At 37.5% G+C, this 15,242-nt stretch carries 16 protein-coding genes and 1 pseudogene; 8 read left to right on the top strand and 9 right to left on the bottom strand.

The window, feature by feature from the left end; genetic code table 11:
* The first annotated feature begins 347 nt into the window (after positions 1–347).
* The 5 genes from HMPREF0669_RS00720 (at position 348) to HMPREF0669_RS00700 (ending at position 3,679) form a co-directional block, all read left to right on the top strand.
* The gene (locus HMPREF0669_RS00720; RefSeq protein WP_009229057.1) at positions 348–1,094 is read left to right on the top strand and encodes an ABC transporter permease; all 747 of its coding nucleotides are present in this window, start codon (positions 348–350) and stop codon (positions 1,092–1,094) included.
* A gap of 2 nt (positions 1,095–1,096) precedes the next feature.
* Positions 1,097–1,870, top strand: coding sequence for an ABC transporter ATP-binding protein (locus tag HMPREF0669_RS00715; RefSeq protein ID WP_009229056.1), 774 nt, complete (start codon positions 1,097–1,099; stop codon positions 1,868–1,870).
* A gap of 84 nt (positions 1,871–1,954) precedes the next feature.
* A complete protein-coding gene (locus HMPREF0669_RS00710) occupies positions 1,955–2,341 on the top strand; it encodes a hypothetical protein (RefSeq protein WP_020967889.1) in 387 nt (128 codons plus the stop codon).
* A 61-nt stretch (positions 2,342–2,402) separates the two neighbouring features.
* Complete coding sequence (locus tag HMPREF0669_RS00705; protein ID WP_009229054.1) at positions 2,403–3,197, top strand: thymidylate synthase; 795 nt, start codon at positions 2,403–2,405, stop codon at positions 3,195–3,197.
* Complete coding sequence (locus HMPREF0669_RS00700; protein ID WP_009229053.1) at positions 3,197–3,679, top strand: dihydrofolate reductase; 483 nt, start codon at positions 3,197–3,199, stop codon at positions 3,677–3,679. Before HMPREF0669_RS00705 ends, HMPREF0669_RS00700 begins: the two co-directional genes overlap by 1 nt.
* A gap of 625 nt (positions 3,680–4,304) precedes the next feature.
* Here HMPREF0669_RS00700 and HMPREF0669_RS00695 read toward each other — a convergent pair.
* From HMPREF0669_RS00695 to HMPREF0669_RS10380, 3 genes are all read right to left on the bottom strand, one after another.
* Positions 4,305–5,588: a hypothetical protein gene (locus tag HMPREF0669_RS00695; RefSeq protein WP_009229050.1), complete on the bottom strand. Its 1,284-nt coding sequence runs from the start codon at positions 5,586–5,588 to the stop codon at positions 4,305–4,307.
* A 15-nt stretch (positions 5,589–5,603) separates the two neighbouring features.
* Positions 5,604–8,423: a TonB-dependent receptor domain-containing protein gene (locus HMPREF0669_RS00690; protein ID WP_020967888.1), complete on the bottom strand. Its 2,820-nt coding sequence runs from the start codon at positions 8,421–8,423 to the stop codon at positions 5,604–5,606.
* A 339-nt stretch (positions 8,424–8,762) separates the two neighbouring features.
* The gene (locus HMPREF0669_RS10380; protein WP_232236450.1) at positions 8,763–8,951 is read right to left on the bottom strand and encodes a hypothetical protein; all 189 of its coding nucleotides are present in this window, start codon (positions 8,949–8,951) and stop codon (positions 8,763–8,765) included.
* Between the two features lie 213 nt (positions 8,952–9,164).
* On the opposite strand from HMPREF0669_RS10380, the pseudogene HMPREF0669_RS10535 reads away from it, so the two are divergent.
* Positions 9,165–9,230: pseudogene (locus tag HMPREF0669_RS10535) on the top strand (dihydrofolate reductase); the annotation flags it as partial.
* Positions 9,231–9,586: 356 nt separating this feature from the next.
* Here HMPREF0669_RS10535 and HMPREF0669_RS00680 read toward each other — a convergent pair.
* From HMPREF0669_RS00680 to HMPREF0669_RS00670, 3 genes are all read right to left on the bottom strand, one after another.
* Positions 9,587–9,715 (bottom strand): hypothetical protein, encoded by a 129-nt coding sequence (locus HMPREF0669_RS00680; RefSeq protein WP_020967887.1) that lies wholly within the window; start codon positions 9,713–9,715, stop codon positions 9,587–9,589.
* The gene (locus HMPREF0669_RS00675; protein WP_020967886.1) at positions 9,716–11,152 is read right to left on the bottom strand and encodes a DUF4270 domain-containing protein; all 1,437 of its coding nucleotides are present in this window, start codon (positions 11,150–11,152) and stop codon (positions 9,716–9,718) included.
* Between the two features lie 113 nt (positions 11,153–11,265).
* Positions 11,266–12,078: a glycogen/starch synthase gene (locus HMPREF0669_RS00670; RefSeq protein ID WP_009229045.1), complete on the bottom strand. Its 813-nt coding sequence runs from the start codon at positions 12,076–12,078 to the stop codon at positions 11,266–11,268.
* A 186-nt stretch (positions 12,079–12,264) separates the two neighbouring features.
* On the opposite strand from HMPREF0669_RS00670, the gene panC reads away from it, so the two are divergent.
* Together panC and panD are read left to right on the top strand one after the other, a co-directional pair.
* Entirely contained in the window at positions 12,265–13,113 is an 849-nt protein-coding gene (gene panC, locus HMPREF0669_RS00665) for a pantoate--beta-alanine ligase (RefSeq protein WP_009229044.1), read from the top strand.
* Positions 13,114–13,175: 62 nt separating this feature from the next.
* Positions 13,176–13,523 carry an aspartate 1-decarboxylase gene (gene panD / locus HMPREF0669_RS00660; RefSeq protein ID WP_009229043.1) on the top strand — a complete coding sequence of 116 codons (348 nt, stop codon included), beginning with the start codon at positions 13,176–13,178 and terminating at the stop codon, positions 13,521–13,523.
* 220 nt (positions 13,524–13,743) lie between these two features.
* Here the strand turns inward: panD and HMPREF0669_RS10175 are convergent, their stop codons facing one another.
* The 3 genes from HMPREF0669_RS10175 to HMPREF0669_RS00655 all read right to left on the bottom strand — a co-directional run bounded on the left by HMPREF0669_RS10175 (position 13,744) and on the right by HMPREF0669_RS00655 (position 15,174).
* The gene (locus HMPREF0669_RS10175; RefSeq protein WP_156860540.1) at positions 13,744–13,887 is read right to left on the bottom strand and encodes a hypothetical protein; all 144 of its coding nucleotides are present in this window, start codon (positions 13,885–13,887) and stop codon (positions 13,744–13,746) included.
* 318 nt (positions 13,888–14,205) lie between these two features.
* Positions 14,206–14,346, bottom strand: coding sequence for a hypothetical protein (locus tag HMPREF0669_RS10335; RefSeq protein WP_198024624.1), 141 nt, complete (start codon positions 14,344–14,346; stop codon positions 14,206–14,208).
* Between the two features lie 363 nt (positions 14,347–14,709).
* Entirely contained in the window at positions 14,710–15,174 is a 465-nt protein-coding gene (locus HMPREF0669_RS00655; protein ID WP_009229042.1) for a helix-turn-helix domain-containing protein, read from the bottom strand.
* Between the last annotated feature and the right edge of the window lie 68 nt (positions 15,175–15,242).

Below are 15,242 nucleotides of genomic sequence, written 5' to 3'. Positions count from 1 at the left end.
TTAACAAAGTGCGTGCCAATAATATTTTGATTTCTTACGATAAATCTAAAATGTGACATTCTGTCGTATTTACCTTAATATAAGATTTGTCGATGTGTCATTTTGGTGGTTTTATGCCATTAAACAGCCTTTTAATAATATAAAATTAGGTAGAAACTAAAAGGGCACCAAATGCCTTTTGCCTCCGTTTTGCATTAGTTCATTTATCGATAAAAGAGATATTACGTGTAAAACTAAGCAAAGAGAAAGCCTTTTAATACTTTAAAAATATGTATATTTTGCCCTTTTACACCCTCTTTTCGATAGAAAAAGGTTATATTTGCACATTATTTAATTACAAATCGATTATGCTAATTCACAGATATCTCACCTCTTTAGGTGAATATATAATGTTAATGGGACGTTCTTTTTCACGTCCTGAGCGCATGAGAATGTTTTTTAAGCGTTATATAAAAGAAATGTCGTCCCTTGGAGTGGATTCTATTGGAATTGTATTACTTATTTCATTTTTCATCGGAGCAGTTATTTGTATTCAGATGAAGTTAAATATTCAGAGTCCATGGATGCCTCGTTGGGTTTCAGGATACACCACACGAGAGATTCTTATACTTGAGTTTTCAAGCAGTATTATGTGTTTAATCCTATCAGGAAAGGTGGGTTCAAACATTGCTTCAGAGCTTGGTACGATGCGAGTGACACAACAAATAGATGCATTAGACATCATGGGAATCAATTCAGCATCGTATCTCATCATGCCAAAGATATTGGGTTTGGTTACCATCATGCCGTTCTTGGTGATCTTTAGCTCTGTAACCGGTATCTTAGGAGCCTATGCAACCGCTTATATTGGGCACATACTTTCTCCCGAAGACCTCACACTTGGCTTGCAACACTCGTTCAATCCATGGTTCGTTTGGATGAGTATTATCAAGAGCTTGTTCTTTGCTTTCATCATTGCCAGCGTGTCTTCTTACTATGGTTACACCGTTCAAGGAGGCTCAGTAGAGGTTGGAAAGTCTAGTACCGATGCCGTTGTAAGTAGCAGTATCTTAATTCTTTTCTCAGACGTGTTCCTCACTCAAATCCTTTCTTAAATATGATTGAAGTTAAACATCTATATAAGTCGTTCGAAGATAAAGAAGTGTTGAAAGACATTAACATTGTTTTCGAAGACGGTAAGACAAATCTTATTATCGGACAAAGTGGTTCTGGTAAAACAGTTCTTATAAAAAACCTAGTAGGATTATTTGCTCCTACATCAGGACAAGTGCTTTACGATGGTAGAGATTTTGTGAATATGAGCAAAAAAGAAAAAGTCGCTATGCGTAGAGAGATGGGAATGATCTTTCAAAATGCAGCTCTTTTCGACTCGCTTTCTGTACTCGAGAACGTGATGTTTCCTTTAGATATGTTCTCAAACATGACCTATCGTGATAGAGTTAAACGTGCTCAAGAGTGCTTAGACCGTGTAAATTTAATTGAGGCACAGCAAAAGTTCCCTGGAGAAATATCAGGAGGTATGCAAAAGCGTGTAGCTATTGCCCGTGCAATTGTGCTCAATCCTAAATATCTTTTCTGCGATGAGCCTAATTCTGGACTTGATCCTCGCACCTCATTGGTGATCGATGAGTTGCTATCAAGTATCACAAAAGAGTTCGATATCACCACCATCATCAACACACACGATATGAACTCGGTGATGGGAATTGGCGATAACATTGCCTTTATCTATAAAGGTCATAAAGAATGGCAGGGAAATAAAGAAGAAGTAATGCACTCAACCAACGAGCATCTCAACGACCTTGTGTTTGCTTCCGACCTATTTAGAAAGGTAAAAGCAACCGAAGAACAGCAAACCAGCAGTAAATAAATGGTTCGAAAAACGAGCAACTATCCCTGAACTATTACTTTTTTAGATGCTCCGAACTATACAATTAAATTGCGAAACGAAAGAATGAAGAAACTATTATATATCGCATTCATTGTGCTTACCATTACTTGTACAAAAGAAATCAATCAAGGTGAGGTAGCAGCTCGTGTGGCAAAACACTATTACGACACTCTTGTTGCAGGGCATTATGATGCTTTTTTAGAAGGAACATATCAACAAGATAGTATTCCAAAGCGTTATCGTGACTTACTACTCGACAATGCAAAGATGTTTATTGCACAACAGCAAACCGAGCATCAAGGCATAAAAGAAGTGCGAGTAATACGACATCATGCCGACACGATAAAACACACAGCCGATGTTTTCTTGTTGCTCACCTTCGGAGATAGCACAAGCGAGCAAATTGTTGTGCCCATGATTCAGCACAAAGGCACATGGCTCATGCGATAAATCCATTCTTTTTTCAAAAAACAAAATAATAACAATCCATCAACAATCTGAATTTTAAGTTATGAAAGCATATTTAGACCTACTCCAACACATTATTAATAACGGAGCAACAAAAGGAGATAGAACAGGAACAGGCACCAAAAGCGTATTCGGTTATCAAATGCGTTTTAACTTAGAAGATGGATTTCCGTTATTGACAACAAAGAAACTACACCTTAAGTCGATTATTCACGAGTTGTTATGGTTCTTAAAAGGCGACACCAACGTACGCTACTTGCAAGAAAATGGAGTGCGCATTTGGAACGAATGGGCAGATGAAAATGGCGAACTTGGTCCTGTTTATGGTCATCAATGGCGTTCATGGCCTAATTATAAAGGTGGAACCATCGACCAAATAACACAAGTTGTGGATATGATTAAGAACAACCCCAACTCTAGAAGAATGATTGTTACAGCGTGGAATCCTGCCGAGGTAGACGAAATGGCATTGCCACCATGTCACTGTTTGTTCCAGTTTTATGTAGCAAACAATAAGCTTTCGTTGCAATTATATCAACGAAGTGCCGACACCTTCTTAGGAGTTCCCTTTAACATTGCATCTTATTCGTTGTTGTTGATGATGGTTGCACAGGTAACAGGCTACGAACCAGGAGAGTTTGTTTATACAACTGGCGACACACACCTTTATCTCAATCATCTCGAACAGGCACAATTGCAGTTACAACGCACCCCACGTACGCTCCCCAAGATGCGTATCAACCCCGATGTGAAAGACATTTTCAGCTTTAAATACGAAGATTTCACACTCGAAGACTATAATCCATACGATCATATTAAAGCACAAGTTTCTGTATAATGAAAGTATATGTAATTGCGGCAGTTGCCCAAAATCGTGCCATTGGCTATCAAAACAAATTGTTATATTGGCTTCCAAACGATTTAAAAAACTTCAAGTTACTCACCTCAGGGCATACCATTATAATGGGTAGAAACACCTTCGAGTCGCTTCCTAAAGGCGCATTGCCCAACAGAAAGAACGTTGTTCTAACACAACAGAACATCACTCTCGAAGGTTGCGAAGTGTATCACTCACTCGAAGAGGCTCTTTCTGCTTGTCAAAACGACGAAAAGGTATTTATTATAGGTGGTGGAAAGGTGTATGAACAATGCTTAGACTTTGCCGAAGAGTTGATTCTTACCGAGGTAAACGATGTGCCCGAGCATGCCGATACCTTCTTTCCTGATTATAAAGAGTGGAAAGAAAAGAGCAGAGAACATCACGAAAAAGACGAGAAACACGCTTTCGCTTTCGACTTTGTGCATTATGTAAAAGCCTAATTAGCAATACTCTTCTCACGCAACTCTTTGCGCATTCTTTCCTAAAAACTCATCGTCTCTGTTTAAATTAGAAGATAATTAGAGACGAATTGTTTTCCTTCTTGTTTGAAAGAGATAGAAGTAGAAAAAGAAAAACGCACCTTGTTTCGATATTATAGAAATGCGATTGAAGCCAGTTACAACAAAGGTGCTTTTCAATCTTATAGAAATGGTAAATGCAAGCAATGCTTTTGCCTTGCCAACTCAATGCTATTGCAATGTAAATACAATGTTTTTACACTGTAATAGCATTCCTTTTATTTGTCACTTTCATTTCATTTGTTTTTCAAAGTGAAAGGGAGAGTCAATAAAAAAGTAACAATCTCGTTCAAACAAGATTGTTACCTCATCAATATTCTATTCCGTTTGGGCTTCTCTTTATATCGAATACCCTTCTTTAAAAAGAACGATTATCCTCGTTCTATTTAGGATTGGAATTCTAAATTTAAAGAAATCCGTTTCCCATCGTATGGAGATGCCCCTCCGTTATATGGGTAATTTCTTACTAAACTAAAGAAAATCACCCTCCGTCTTATGGGAAAATCTTTCTTAAATCAAAAGAAAATACGCTCTCCGTCGTACGGAGTTAGGAGAGGTTTTCCAATTCCTTTTCAGGTAAAGGCAACCATTTAATTTTGCGTTGTTTCCACATTGTAGCCGCAGAACCTTGTTCCAAACCACGTCTAACGTCCGCAGTTCGCTCGCCACGCAAAGCCAAATAGATGCGACGAAGCGTTGCAATGCGTTCCAAAGTCAGTGATGCAGTCTCCGCATCAGCCGCATTATACTTTGTAATTACCTTGTTCACCTCCTCCAAAGCGTTACCACTTAGCACACCACGAACAATTAGTTCTGCCTTAATAAAGTGAATATCAGTAGCGTCAGCAATAACAAGTGAACCCTTTCTAGTAAGCGCAGAGGCATAGATGTTATAACGATTAGGGTTCTTCTTGTCCACACTAGCATGCTTCAAAGGCAAGGCTTTTTGCTCAGCAGTAGTAGAACGAGCAGCCTCCAAGTCAGCACTCACCTGAATATCACGAGCATTTGGACCAATAGCAGCATACAAAGGATTGTCAGAGCCATCGTTATTATAAATCACCTCCACCTGTTCTGCATCGTTAATAGCAAGCGAAACCAAAGTAGCAGCATCGCTATAACGTTGTTGGTGCATAGCTAAACGAAGTTTATAAGTGTTTATTTGGCGGACTGCCGCATTGTAGTCGAAGTTCGAAGCATCTTTAATAGCTTGCATTTGCACAAATTCCAACGCCTTGTTAAAATGTTCTTGCGCCATAGTTAGGAGCGATTCGTGCGAAACCAAAGCGTTATTAAGACGTATTGAGCCACCTTCGGCATTAGGAGTAGTAGAAAAACACTCTGCCAAAAGCTGTAAAGCATAACCCGCATGCAAGTTACCTATGTAGCCACCATAAGCCTTCGACAAGTTAGTTGCTTTCGTATTGTTGTCGGGAAGCTCGTTAGCAACATTCAATACCTCGATACTTCTTGCATAATAGTTCTGTAAACGGTTCCAAAGATCGTTTTGAGTACCCGACGAAGGAGTGATGTTATCGCTCGAAATGTGACGATAAAGCAAAGCATTAGGAATCGTTCCCTCAGTCAATTCGTCAACCGTTGTGCCCAAAGCCAAAAACGATTGTGCTGCAGCTTCGCCCTGAAGTGTTTTTACAAATGCTACCATCGGACCGTCGCTGATGTTCTTCGATTGTAAAGTTGCAATCATACTTGGTCGCTTTAGTTCATCATAAGTAAGCGTATTACTTGGGGTTTCAGCCTTGTCGACCCACGAATCGCAACCAGAAAGTATGGTAGATATGGCAAAAGCCATTATAATTAGTTTTTTCATTGCTTATTAATTGAATTATAAAGTGAAACTAAGAGTGGCAGTGTAGGTGCGTGGATGAGGCGCATTGGTGATGTCTCTCGACAAACTTCCGATACCTCTTTGTTTGCGATTACCACCATTTCCCTCCACTTGAGGGTCGGCTCCAGAATAGTTAGTGATAACAAATACATTCTGAATAGAGAACGATAGTTTCATACCAGTTATCGTGTTGTTAGTGAGTTTGCGTGCTAACGAAGTGAAATCATATCCCACATTGAGGTTAGAAAGTCGCAAGAAGTCTGCCTTTTCAATGTAGTTCGCTCTGAAACGAGCAGTGTATGCCAAGTCGTTAGCAATTTTTTCGTATTCAGGAGTGCCCACAGTTGCATTAGCAAGAGCCGTTAACTGGTCGTTGCGTTTCTTGAGATTGTCGCCCAATCCCGCAGTATTATAAAAACTTTGGTTGTAAACCGATGCTCCAAGAGCATAGTTCCACTTCGTTCCAAAGGTGATATTAGAGAACAGTTTCAAGTTAAATCCAAACGAACCATTCACTGAAGGGAAGGGTTTACCTAAGTATTTATAGTCAGAACTCTCAATAGCTCCTACCTTAGCGTTATACGATCCATCAGCATTTAAAGCCGTTTTTTCAACTGTGTGATAGTAAAAAGAGTAAACAGGGTAACCCTTTTTAATGACGTTAGGATAGTTGGTGATGTCGTTTCCGCCTGTGTTGGTCACCTTATTCGCCTGATAATTGACATTAGCATATACGTCTAAAGAATGTTTGTTGGCATTTTTCCACACTAAACCATTATATCCAAACTCGATACCATGACCCTTAATGCTACCCACATTGCGTGGAATACTACCAATCCAGCCATCACTAGACAAGAGATTTTCGTAGATAATAGCGTCTGAAGTGTATTGAGCATAAAGAGTAAGAGATAGGTTATGGTGTTTAGCTAAGGTCCAATCCGTACCCAATTCGATTTCTCTCATCCTCTCAGGTCTTATGTTTGGGTTGCCTTTAAACTGCGGTTTAACTGTGGGTCCGTATGCAGATATGCCGTCCATAACATAAGATGTGCGTGCATCTGTGGGATAAGGAAGACGTCCACTCTCACCGTATGCAAGACGAAACTTTTGATTTTCTAAATTATAAGCAACGCTCAAAGAAGGATAGTAAATACTTGCTACGTTGCTTCCGATAAGGTTTGAGGCGTCTCTTCGTAAACCTGCGTTGATAAATAAGCGGTTATCATAGTTTACAAAAGCCTCTCCATAGAGTCCCCAAGTGCGTTGTTCAAACGTATTTTCACTTACATTGCGCTCTGTTGCCGCTGCAATATTGTCTACATCTCCTTTAAAACGAGACGCATTAACAGTGTTCACGGTTTCGTATTGACGTGCAATTTGCGATAAAAGCGTTGCTGTTAAGTTCCAATTGTCGGCTAATTTAAACTTACGAGAAGCCTTTATGTCCCAATTAAAGCTCGAATTGCGTCGGTTACTCACGTTCTTTGCACCCTCATTGTTGTTTCCTAAGAGATAACCATAAGGCAATCGGTAGATACCTTTAGTGCTATTGACATCTACTCCGATAACCGTTTCGAGCTTAACTGCTCCTGGAAGCAAATAACCTAAGCGTATATTACCCAAGAAACGATCGTTATTATAGGTCCAACTTTGCGCTCTCCATGTGCTTTCTTCTACGTAAGGCCAAGGCGTTTGGTTAATCATTAAGTTCCAAATAGCATCGTATCGACCCATAGCAGTTTGTGGAAGACTAATGTTTCCGTGTACATACGAAGCCGTTGCACTAATACTTAGCGGTCCACTTTTAATGTCATAAGCCATTTTAGTGGTGTGTCTTTGGTCTCTATTTCCAGGTACAATGCCCTCAACATCGTTCATATTATATGAAAAGAACATGTTTTGATTGCCTCGGAAGCTTTTAGATACGGTTCCATAAAGATTCTTTTGCCAACCCGTTTCGAAGAAGTTGTTGAGCGAATTGTTGTTTACAAACTGATTATATTTGCGTGCTAACGAAGCCGCACCCAGTGACATTTTAACCTGAATAGCTGTTCTGTCGTTTTCTTTTGCATTGAAACTACCTCGCTTAGTGGTGATAACAATAACGCCATTAGCGGCTTCTGCGCCATAACTTGCAGCGGCAGAAGGACCCTTTATCACGTCTATTGATGCGATATCTTCTATCGGAAGGTCGTTTAAAGAACTTAAAGCGTCTTGCGAACTGTTGATGTCTGAGATGTGAGAGGTGTTATATTTAATTCCATCAACATAGATAATGGGATCTCTATCCATACTTATTGTGGCTCCACTGCGCATATTAAAGCGGATAGGCATGCCCACTTTGCCATTACTTTGGTACATTTGAACGCCACCAACACGTCCATCAAGAATGTCGCTCAATGAGTTGGCATGCTCATTAGCAGTTAATTTGCTCACATTTACGTGTTCTACGTTGCTACCAAGAGCCTTTTTACTTCGTGCACTCGATATACTTGCGGTAACTTTCACCTCTTGTAGGTTGATTCCTGGCATCAACCCAATAATCATTCCATTACGAAATGATTTACTATTAACGCTCTGTGGCGTAAAACCTAAATAGCTAATACGAATCGTTTGATTATCTTTTAGAGGTAAAGAAAAACGACCTTGTGCATCGGTTAATGCTTTTTCGCCATTCGAAGAACTTACAATGGCACCAATAATGGGTTCTCCTGTCTCTTGATTTACTACACGAGCGGTATATGTTTGTTGAGCATATACGCTCATAGAAGTACTTAATAACAATAGAGCAAGACTTCTTTTAAATTTTAATTGCATGATAATATAATTTATTTTTATCCCGAAAACACCTGTCATTCTATCTCTTTATAAAGCAATAAAATTGACTAGGTATTTAAATATGGTGCAAAGATACAGGGAGAAAGAGAATGATGCAATACCTAAAAATAATGACTCGAATACACCAAAGCGATGTTTCCGAATCATTTATGAATGTTTTTTCTAAACGAAAAACTTTATTCTTGTGATAAAAAATGATGCTTTTTATAAAGTGATAACGCTAGGAATAACTTCGGGAAGATATCTACTTTTAATTTTCCATTCATTCGAATACAATTTGTTAGCTCTGTTCCCAAGATTGTTTACGAATCCTATTGCTTAGTCGTTATAGCTTATTAGCACAATACCTTTAGGAGTTTCGGGGGATAGAGTGATGGCTTCTTTTCGCAAGAAAGATATCGCTTGTTGATAAAAAACGTCTTCATCGAAAAACGCTTGTCGATTGATTTGGGTTGAAAAGGCGAAAGAAGAGTGGAGAATAAAGTTCTTTCCCTTGTACATTCCCATAGTTATTCCTGAAGGATGCGAAGTGTATCACTCACTCGAAGAGGCTCTTTCTGCTTGTCAAAACGACTAAAAGGTATTCATTATAGGTGGAGGAAAGGTGTATGAACAATGCTTAGATTTTGCCGAAGAGTTGATTCTTACCGAGGTAAACGATGTGCCCGAGCATCCGATACCTTCTTTCCTGATTATAAAGAGTGGAAAGAAAAGAGCAGAGAACATCACGAAAAAGACGAGAAACACGCTTTCGCTTTCGACTTTGTGCATTATGTAAAAGCCTAATAAACAATACTCTTATTGTACAACTTCTTACACTTCTTCCTTAAAATATCGTTTGACAAACATAACATTCTTGAGAAACAAGATTAAAAATTACAATCTTCTTCTTTCCAATTCTACCAAAAGGTTTATAAAACAACTTCTGGGAATAAATAATGAAGAGACTTACATACTTTTTTTCTAGTTGAAAATATATTTTAAGTGAGCATCATCCTAGTTGTAAAAGAAAATCATTGTACCTAAATGTATCTAAGAAAACATGTAGAAAAGTTATCTGAAATAAAAAATAGAAGGTGATACTTCATAAAAAGTACCACCCTATTTCTTCTTATTTCAATAACTTTATTCCATTCAACAAGCTACAAACTCTCGTCTTCTGGCTTATCAATTGTTCGAACAACCATTCTCACTAATCTCTTTTTCTTAAGCCACTGAGCCTTTCTTTGCTCGTAGTTTGCTCTTTGTTTCTCTAAGAAATTATCTGCCATTTAGCGATTAAACTTACTATAGATAACGTTTATCAAAACCTTTCCGTTAGTGTTATTAGCTCCTCCAACAAGCTTAGTACTTGTTAAAGACATATCTGGTTCAACCGAAGAAAGGATTGTTAAGCCACTTGAAGCGTCTGAAGAGTAAATTGCTTTCACAGGAATTAAGAGCACTTTGTTCCAGTTTGCGCTAGCTGTTCCATTCTTCTTCGCCTTATACATTGTATGAACTAATTTACTGATGTTGTTAAATGTATAAGTATTGTATGTCTTACTATATTCTGCAAGATAACTTGTTTTATTGTCTGCAAGCTTTCTTTGAGAGAAGAAAGTATTTGCTTCGTCTACAGGAATCAACATCACTGTTGTTGGAACATTGAAGGCATATTGCGATGCTGTGGTGTTATTGATGCGATGAAGCATAATCTTAGCAGAGCTGATAGTATCGTTATCATGTCCTTGCATAATCTTTTCAACTGGCAATTCCATTTGAGTGTAGATACCTGCAGGAGTCTTTAAGTAAGTGTGTTGTGTCTCGTTTACAAGTGAGTTCAACTTTGTTTGGTCGTTTTGAACATAAGTTGTAGAGAGAACTTCTTCTGTTCCGGAGAATGAAACGCCACCCTTTGTATCTTTTCCATTCTTCTTTAAGCGGAAGAATACACTGATATCTACTGCACTAATGTTTGCCATTGCACCCACACCAGACGTTGATTTGAAGTAGATACCTGGCAGAACGTTCTTTATGAACTGCAAAGGATTAGCAAAATAGCTAGGATTTGAATAGTATTGCTTCATCAAATAAGTACCAAAGTTCTTATATTCAACATTGTTCTTATCGTAATATTTACTATTTAAATCAATGGTAATACCTTTATAATAGGTCTTTTTAGAACGCACAGTTGCTGGTATATTCATATCAACAAGTGAATATACTTTCTCATATTTTGTGCTGTTGCTGGTGATATAAGGCGATACTTCAGGATTAAAGTCCGACTTATACTCTCTATTTTCAAGCATTGGCTGATCCATGATGAATGCTGTAACCTTCATCTTTGTTAAAGAGTCACCATAAAAAGAATCATAATAAAGAGTTATTCTGCACGAATCAGCATAAACGCCACTAGCATCTTTGCTTACAATACTATCTGTTTTAGGAAGCGAAAAGTCGTTAGGACAATAGAATTGGGTCATAAAATTACTTGTGATGTATGTCCCTGTTTCTGCATCTAGCACTTTTCCTAAATGGTTATTTACATCTCTGGATAGTACTGCACCAGACAAAACAGATTTTGTACTCACCTCAAACGAGTCTGAATTAATAGTCAACTTATCTGTATCATCAATAAGGCTACCACCAAGATTTGATGTATTCTCGCTGCACGAAGCTGCTAAAAGCATGCCCAAACAGCAAATAAATAAATATTTTAAACGCATAGTTCTCTTTCTTTTCAATGTCTTCGATTGATATTCAATCATCTCACAAAACATCACTCCTACCGATATTCATGGTAGTTGCACTGCCCGTTCTAACTAATTAATATTCGGTATTATTCTGTTTCGCCAAGAATTTGATTATAGAAATTGCTATATTCCGTAGCAAGGTCTGCTTCCGAATGATTCAAAACAAACTTACCTTTCTCTGAAGCGTAGGCTAACATATCTTTATTTTCATTAGGAACGGCCTCAATAATACCATCACTAAAATCAATTGCAAGCTTTGTTAGCTCATTAAAATCAAACTTATCGTTATATGGTTTGAGCACTTTTTTGTTGGCATCTCTAAACTCTAAGCAGTCTTTAAGATTGTCTTTGAAATCTGATTGTAGTTTATCGTTGAATAAAGAAGTAACCACTTTTGTGTTTGCAAACGAAGGCTCATCGTGATAAGCAGTTTTGATATAGAGTGGAATGATTGACGACATCCAACCCTGACAATGAATAATATCTGGTGTCCAACGTAGCTTTTTCACTGTTTCTAACACACCACGAGCAAAGAAGATAGCACGTTCTCCATTGTCATTATATTCGTTTCCTTCTTCATCTACTGCCATTTGACGCTTCATAAAGAAATCATCATTATCAATAAAGTACACTTGTACACGTGCTTGAGGAACTGAAGCAACCTTAATTATCAATGGATGGTCGGTATCATCTATAATAAGATTCATCCCCGAAAGACGAATAACTTCATGTAATTGACCTCTACGTTCATTAATAATACCCCACTTTGGCATAAAAGTACGAATCTCAAAACCATTCTCTTGAATTGTTTTGGGAACCTCTATACCTTTCAATGATAAGGCAGTTTCAGGGACATAAGGTGTAATCTCTTGGTTGATGAATAATATTTTCTTTGCCATTTTGATTTTAATTTGTTATTTGCAAAGATACTATTTTTTATTGAACTAAAGTTCAAGTAACCACATTATTATTAATATATAGGACTTTTATCTTATATTTTTATTGTTATTTTTCGATATTAAAGAAAAAAGTTGTTATTTTGCACTCAATAATTCACTTGATTTGTCATTCAAGAAGAAAACAAAATGAAGATTTTTGACAACATTGTAGACCTACAAAATGAGCTTTTCTACTTAAGAAAAGCTAACAAAAAGATAGGACTTGTACCTACCATGGGAGCACTACACCAAGGTCATGCATCATTGGTTAAGCAGTGTGTTGCCGATAATGACATTACAATTGTATCGGTATTTCTTAATCCCACACAGTTTAACGACCCCAAAGACCTTGAGCGTTATCCTCGAACTTTTGAGGAAGATTGTAAAATTTTGAACGAAGTTGGAGCCGACATCGTATTCGCTCCCACCCCCAAAGAGATGTATCCAACTCCTGATAACCGCCACTTTGAATTTCCACCGACATCAACTGTAATGGAAGGAGCAAAGCGTCCAGGACATTTTAATGGCGTTTGTCAGGTTGTTTCTCGCCTATTTTATATCACAAAACCACACAATGCATACTTTGGAGAAAAGGATTGGCAACAGATTTGTGTTATAAAACAACTCGTAAAGTATTTAAATCTAGATATCAACATTATCGAATGTCCTATCATTAGAGAGGAAAGTGGATTAGCAATGAGCTCTCGTAACGCCCTACTAACAAGCGAAGAACGAACTATTGCAGCCAATATCTACCGCATTTTAAAGGAAAGCATAACAAAGAAAGACTGCTTATCGGTAGACGAACTTCAACAAGAGGTAATCAATTCGATTAATGCCGTTGACCAATTAGAGGTGGAATACTTCGAAATTGTAGACGGAAACACACTAGAAACAGTACATTCGTGGAACGACTCGCCTTATATCGTAGGCTGCATCACCGTATATTGTGGCGCAACTCCTATCCGCCTGATCGACCACATCAAATATAAATAAGCCCCATAAAGCAACTATCACAACACTGTAAGAGGCAAAAAGAAAGAGAAAGAGATAAAAACATGATGATTCAAGTTTTAAAATCGAAATTACATCGAGTTAAAGTTACCGATGCAAATCTTAACTATATAGGAAGTATAACTATCGATGAGGATCTTTTAGACGCTGCAAATATGATTGCAGGAGAGAAGGTTCAGATTGTAGATAACAACAATGGAGAACGCCTTGAAACCTATATTATAGCCGGAGAACGTGGTTCTGGCTGCGTATGTTTAAACGGAGCAGCAGCTAGAAAGGTGCAAATTGGCGACACTATTATCATCATTTCATACGCACTCATGGACTTTGAAGAGGCTAAAACCTTTAAACCTTGGGTGGTATTCCCCAAAGATAATAAGATCGAGCGATAACAACTCGCCTGCAAACACGATTTACTTGTTTTATAAAACTATTTTTAAGTAGGCTCTTCAAAGCCATTTAAAATGACATTAAAACAGCTTAAAGCGAACTTAAAAGCAGGACTAAATCTAAGTTCGAGCGAGGGATTAACAATCGAAACAGAATAAGATTAGACAAGAGTGCAATTGATTATGTCGATTGCACTCTTGTCTTTTGCTATACATTCGCACATTACTCTTCTTTTAGCCCCAGTTTAATATGCTCTAAAATATACACATCAGAAGCTTTAGAAGGCGAGTTATACTTTACCTTTGTAATGCTACCTACGGCATAAAGACCGCCCCAAAAGAAGCATTTCCACTCTAATAGCCACACAAGAATACTCTTAAAGAATTCCAACTCAAATCAAACTGCAGTCAATAAATAAGTCTATCGCCTTTTATCACACACCAAAACCACTTAAAGAAACATTCTTTTTTATCATATAAGCCCTCTTTTTTATATCGAAAGAGAAATATGACCGGAGTAAAAGAACGCTCCTGTCAAAGGCTTTTTCACGTCTTAAGAAAGACTTTTCCAATCAAATATGCCCCATCTCCACTCTCTATTCCTACTTTTCGATGCTCGAAAGTATCTAATGATATAGGAATTAAACCGCTTTAAGCCATAAAACAAATCCTTTTTTCTAGCCTTTCAAGCTCCTATTTTCGCTTTCTCAAGGCTTTTAGCAATGAAAATTCGCCCATATTTCGTCAGTTTTCTACCTACAACACCATTTCTTTCTAAGTAGAATTCATTATTTTCTACATCATCTCGCTCTTGTTTCAGTCTCATAAGAGATATACCCGACACAGCACCTCCATAATTTCACAATGCAAAAGCAGTGATATTTGAATGCAATAGCTATGCTTTTTACTGATAATAGCAATGCTTTTACTCTGCAAATTCAATGCTTTTACGCTTCATTTTGATGAAAGTTACATCTAAATAAAAGGACATTTCTCACCTAAAAGGCAGTTTCTTAGGACAAAAGTTATCAACACTAGAATATCAAATTCAAAATAAATTAACATAAGTAAACATTAGATATGTTGATAACTTATACTAAAAAAGGGAGCAAAAATGCCCCCAAAAATCACAAAAAAAATAAGATTCTAAAACGAATAGCTGTCTTAGAATCTCATATCTTCTTATCTTTTATTTCTTAGGAACAAAGGTTTCCCAAGTTTGATCATCAAAAAATATACGTATTTCGGTTATCTGTCGCTGTGGTTTTTCCACTTCTTTTATAATCACACGCTCTTTAGAACCGCTATAATTAACGCCTGAATAGGATGGAGAATTATCGAAATCTAGAGTAGGAGCCATAGCTTTAGCAGTAGAAGCATCTGGATTTATGGTTTCAAAATGCTCGCCTTCATTAGCAAACATATCATCATTTTGCGAACTATCATCTAAAAACATCGGACCATTTCCATACATCAACCAATCTAAATTTATAGAAGGAAATTTCTTCTTAATGGCATCTACATGATTTAATGTTGGTTTTGTTCGATCATTAAAGATGCTACTTAATGATGCAGGAGACAATCCTAAGATATCAGCAAAGGTCTGTTGAGACATATGCTGATGTAACATTAGTTGGCGAATTCTATCTTTCATTTTTGCTCTTTTACTACAATTATACTGCGAAAATCGCTTTTTCTATTCACATTACAAAGATAAATCAA

The organism is Prevotella sp. oral taxon 299 str. F0039, from assembly GCF_000163055.2.
GTDB lineage: Bacteria > Bacteroidota > Bacteroidia > Bacteroidales > Bacteroidaceae > Prevotella.
The sequence above is the reverse complement of the archived record's forward strand: the minus strand, read 5'-3'. Positions and strand labels throughout refer to the sequence as shown.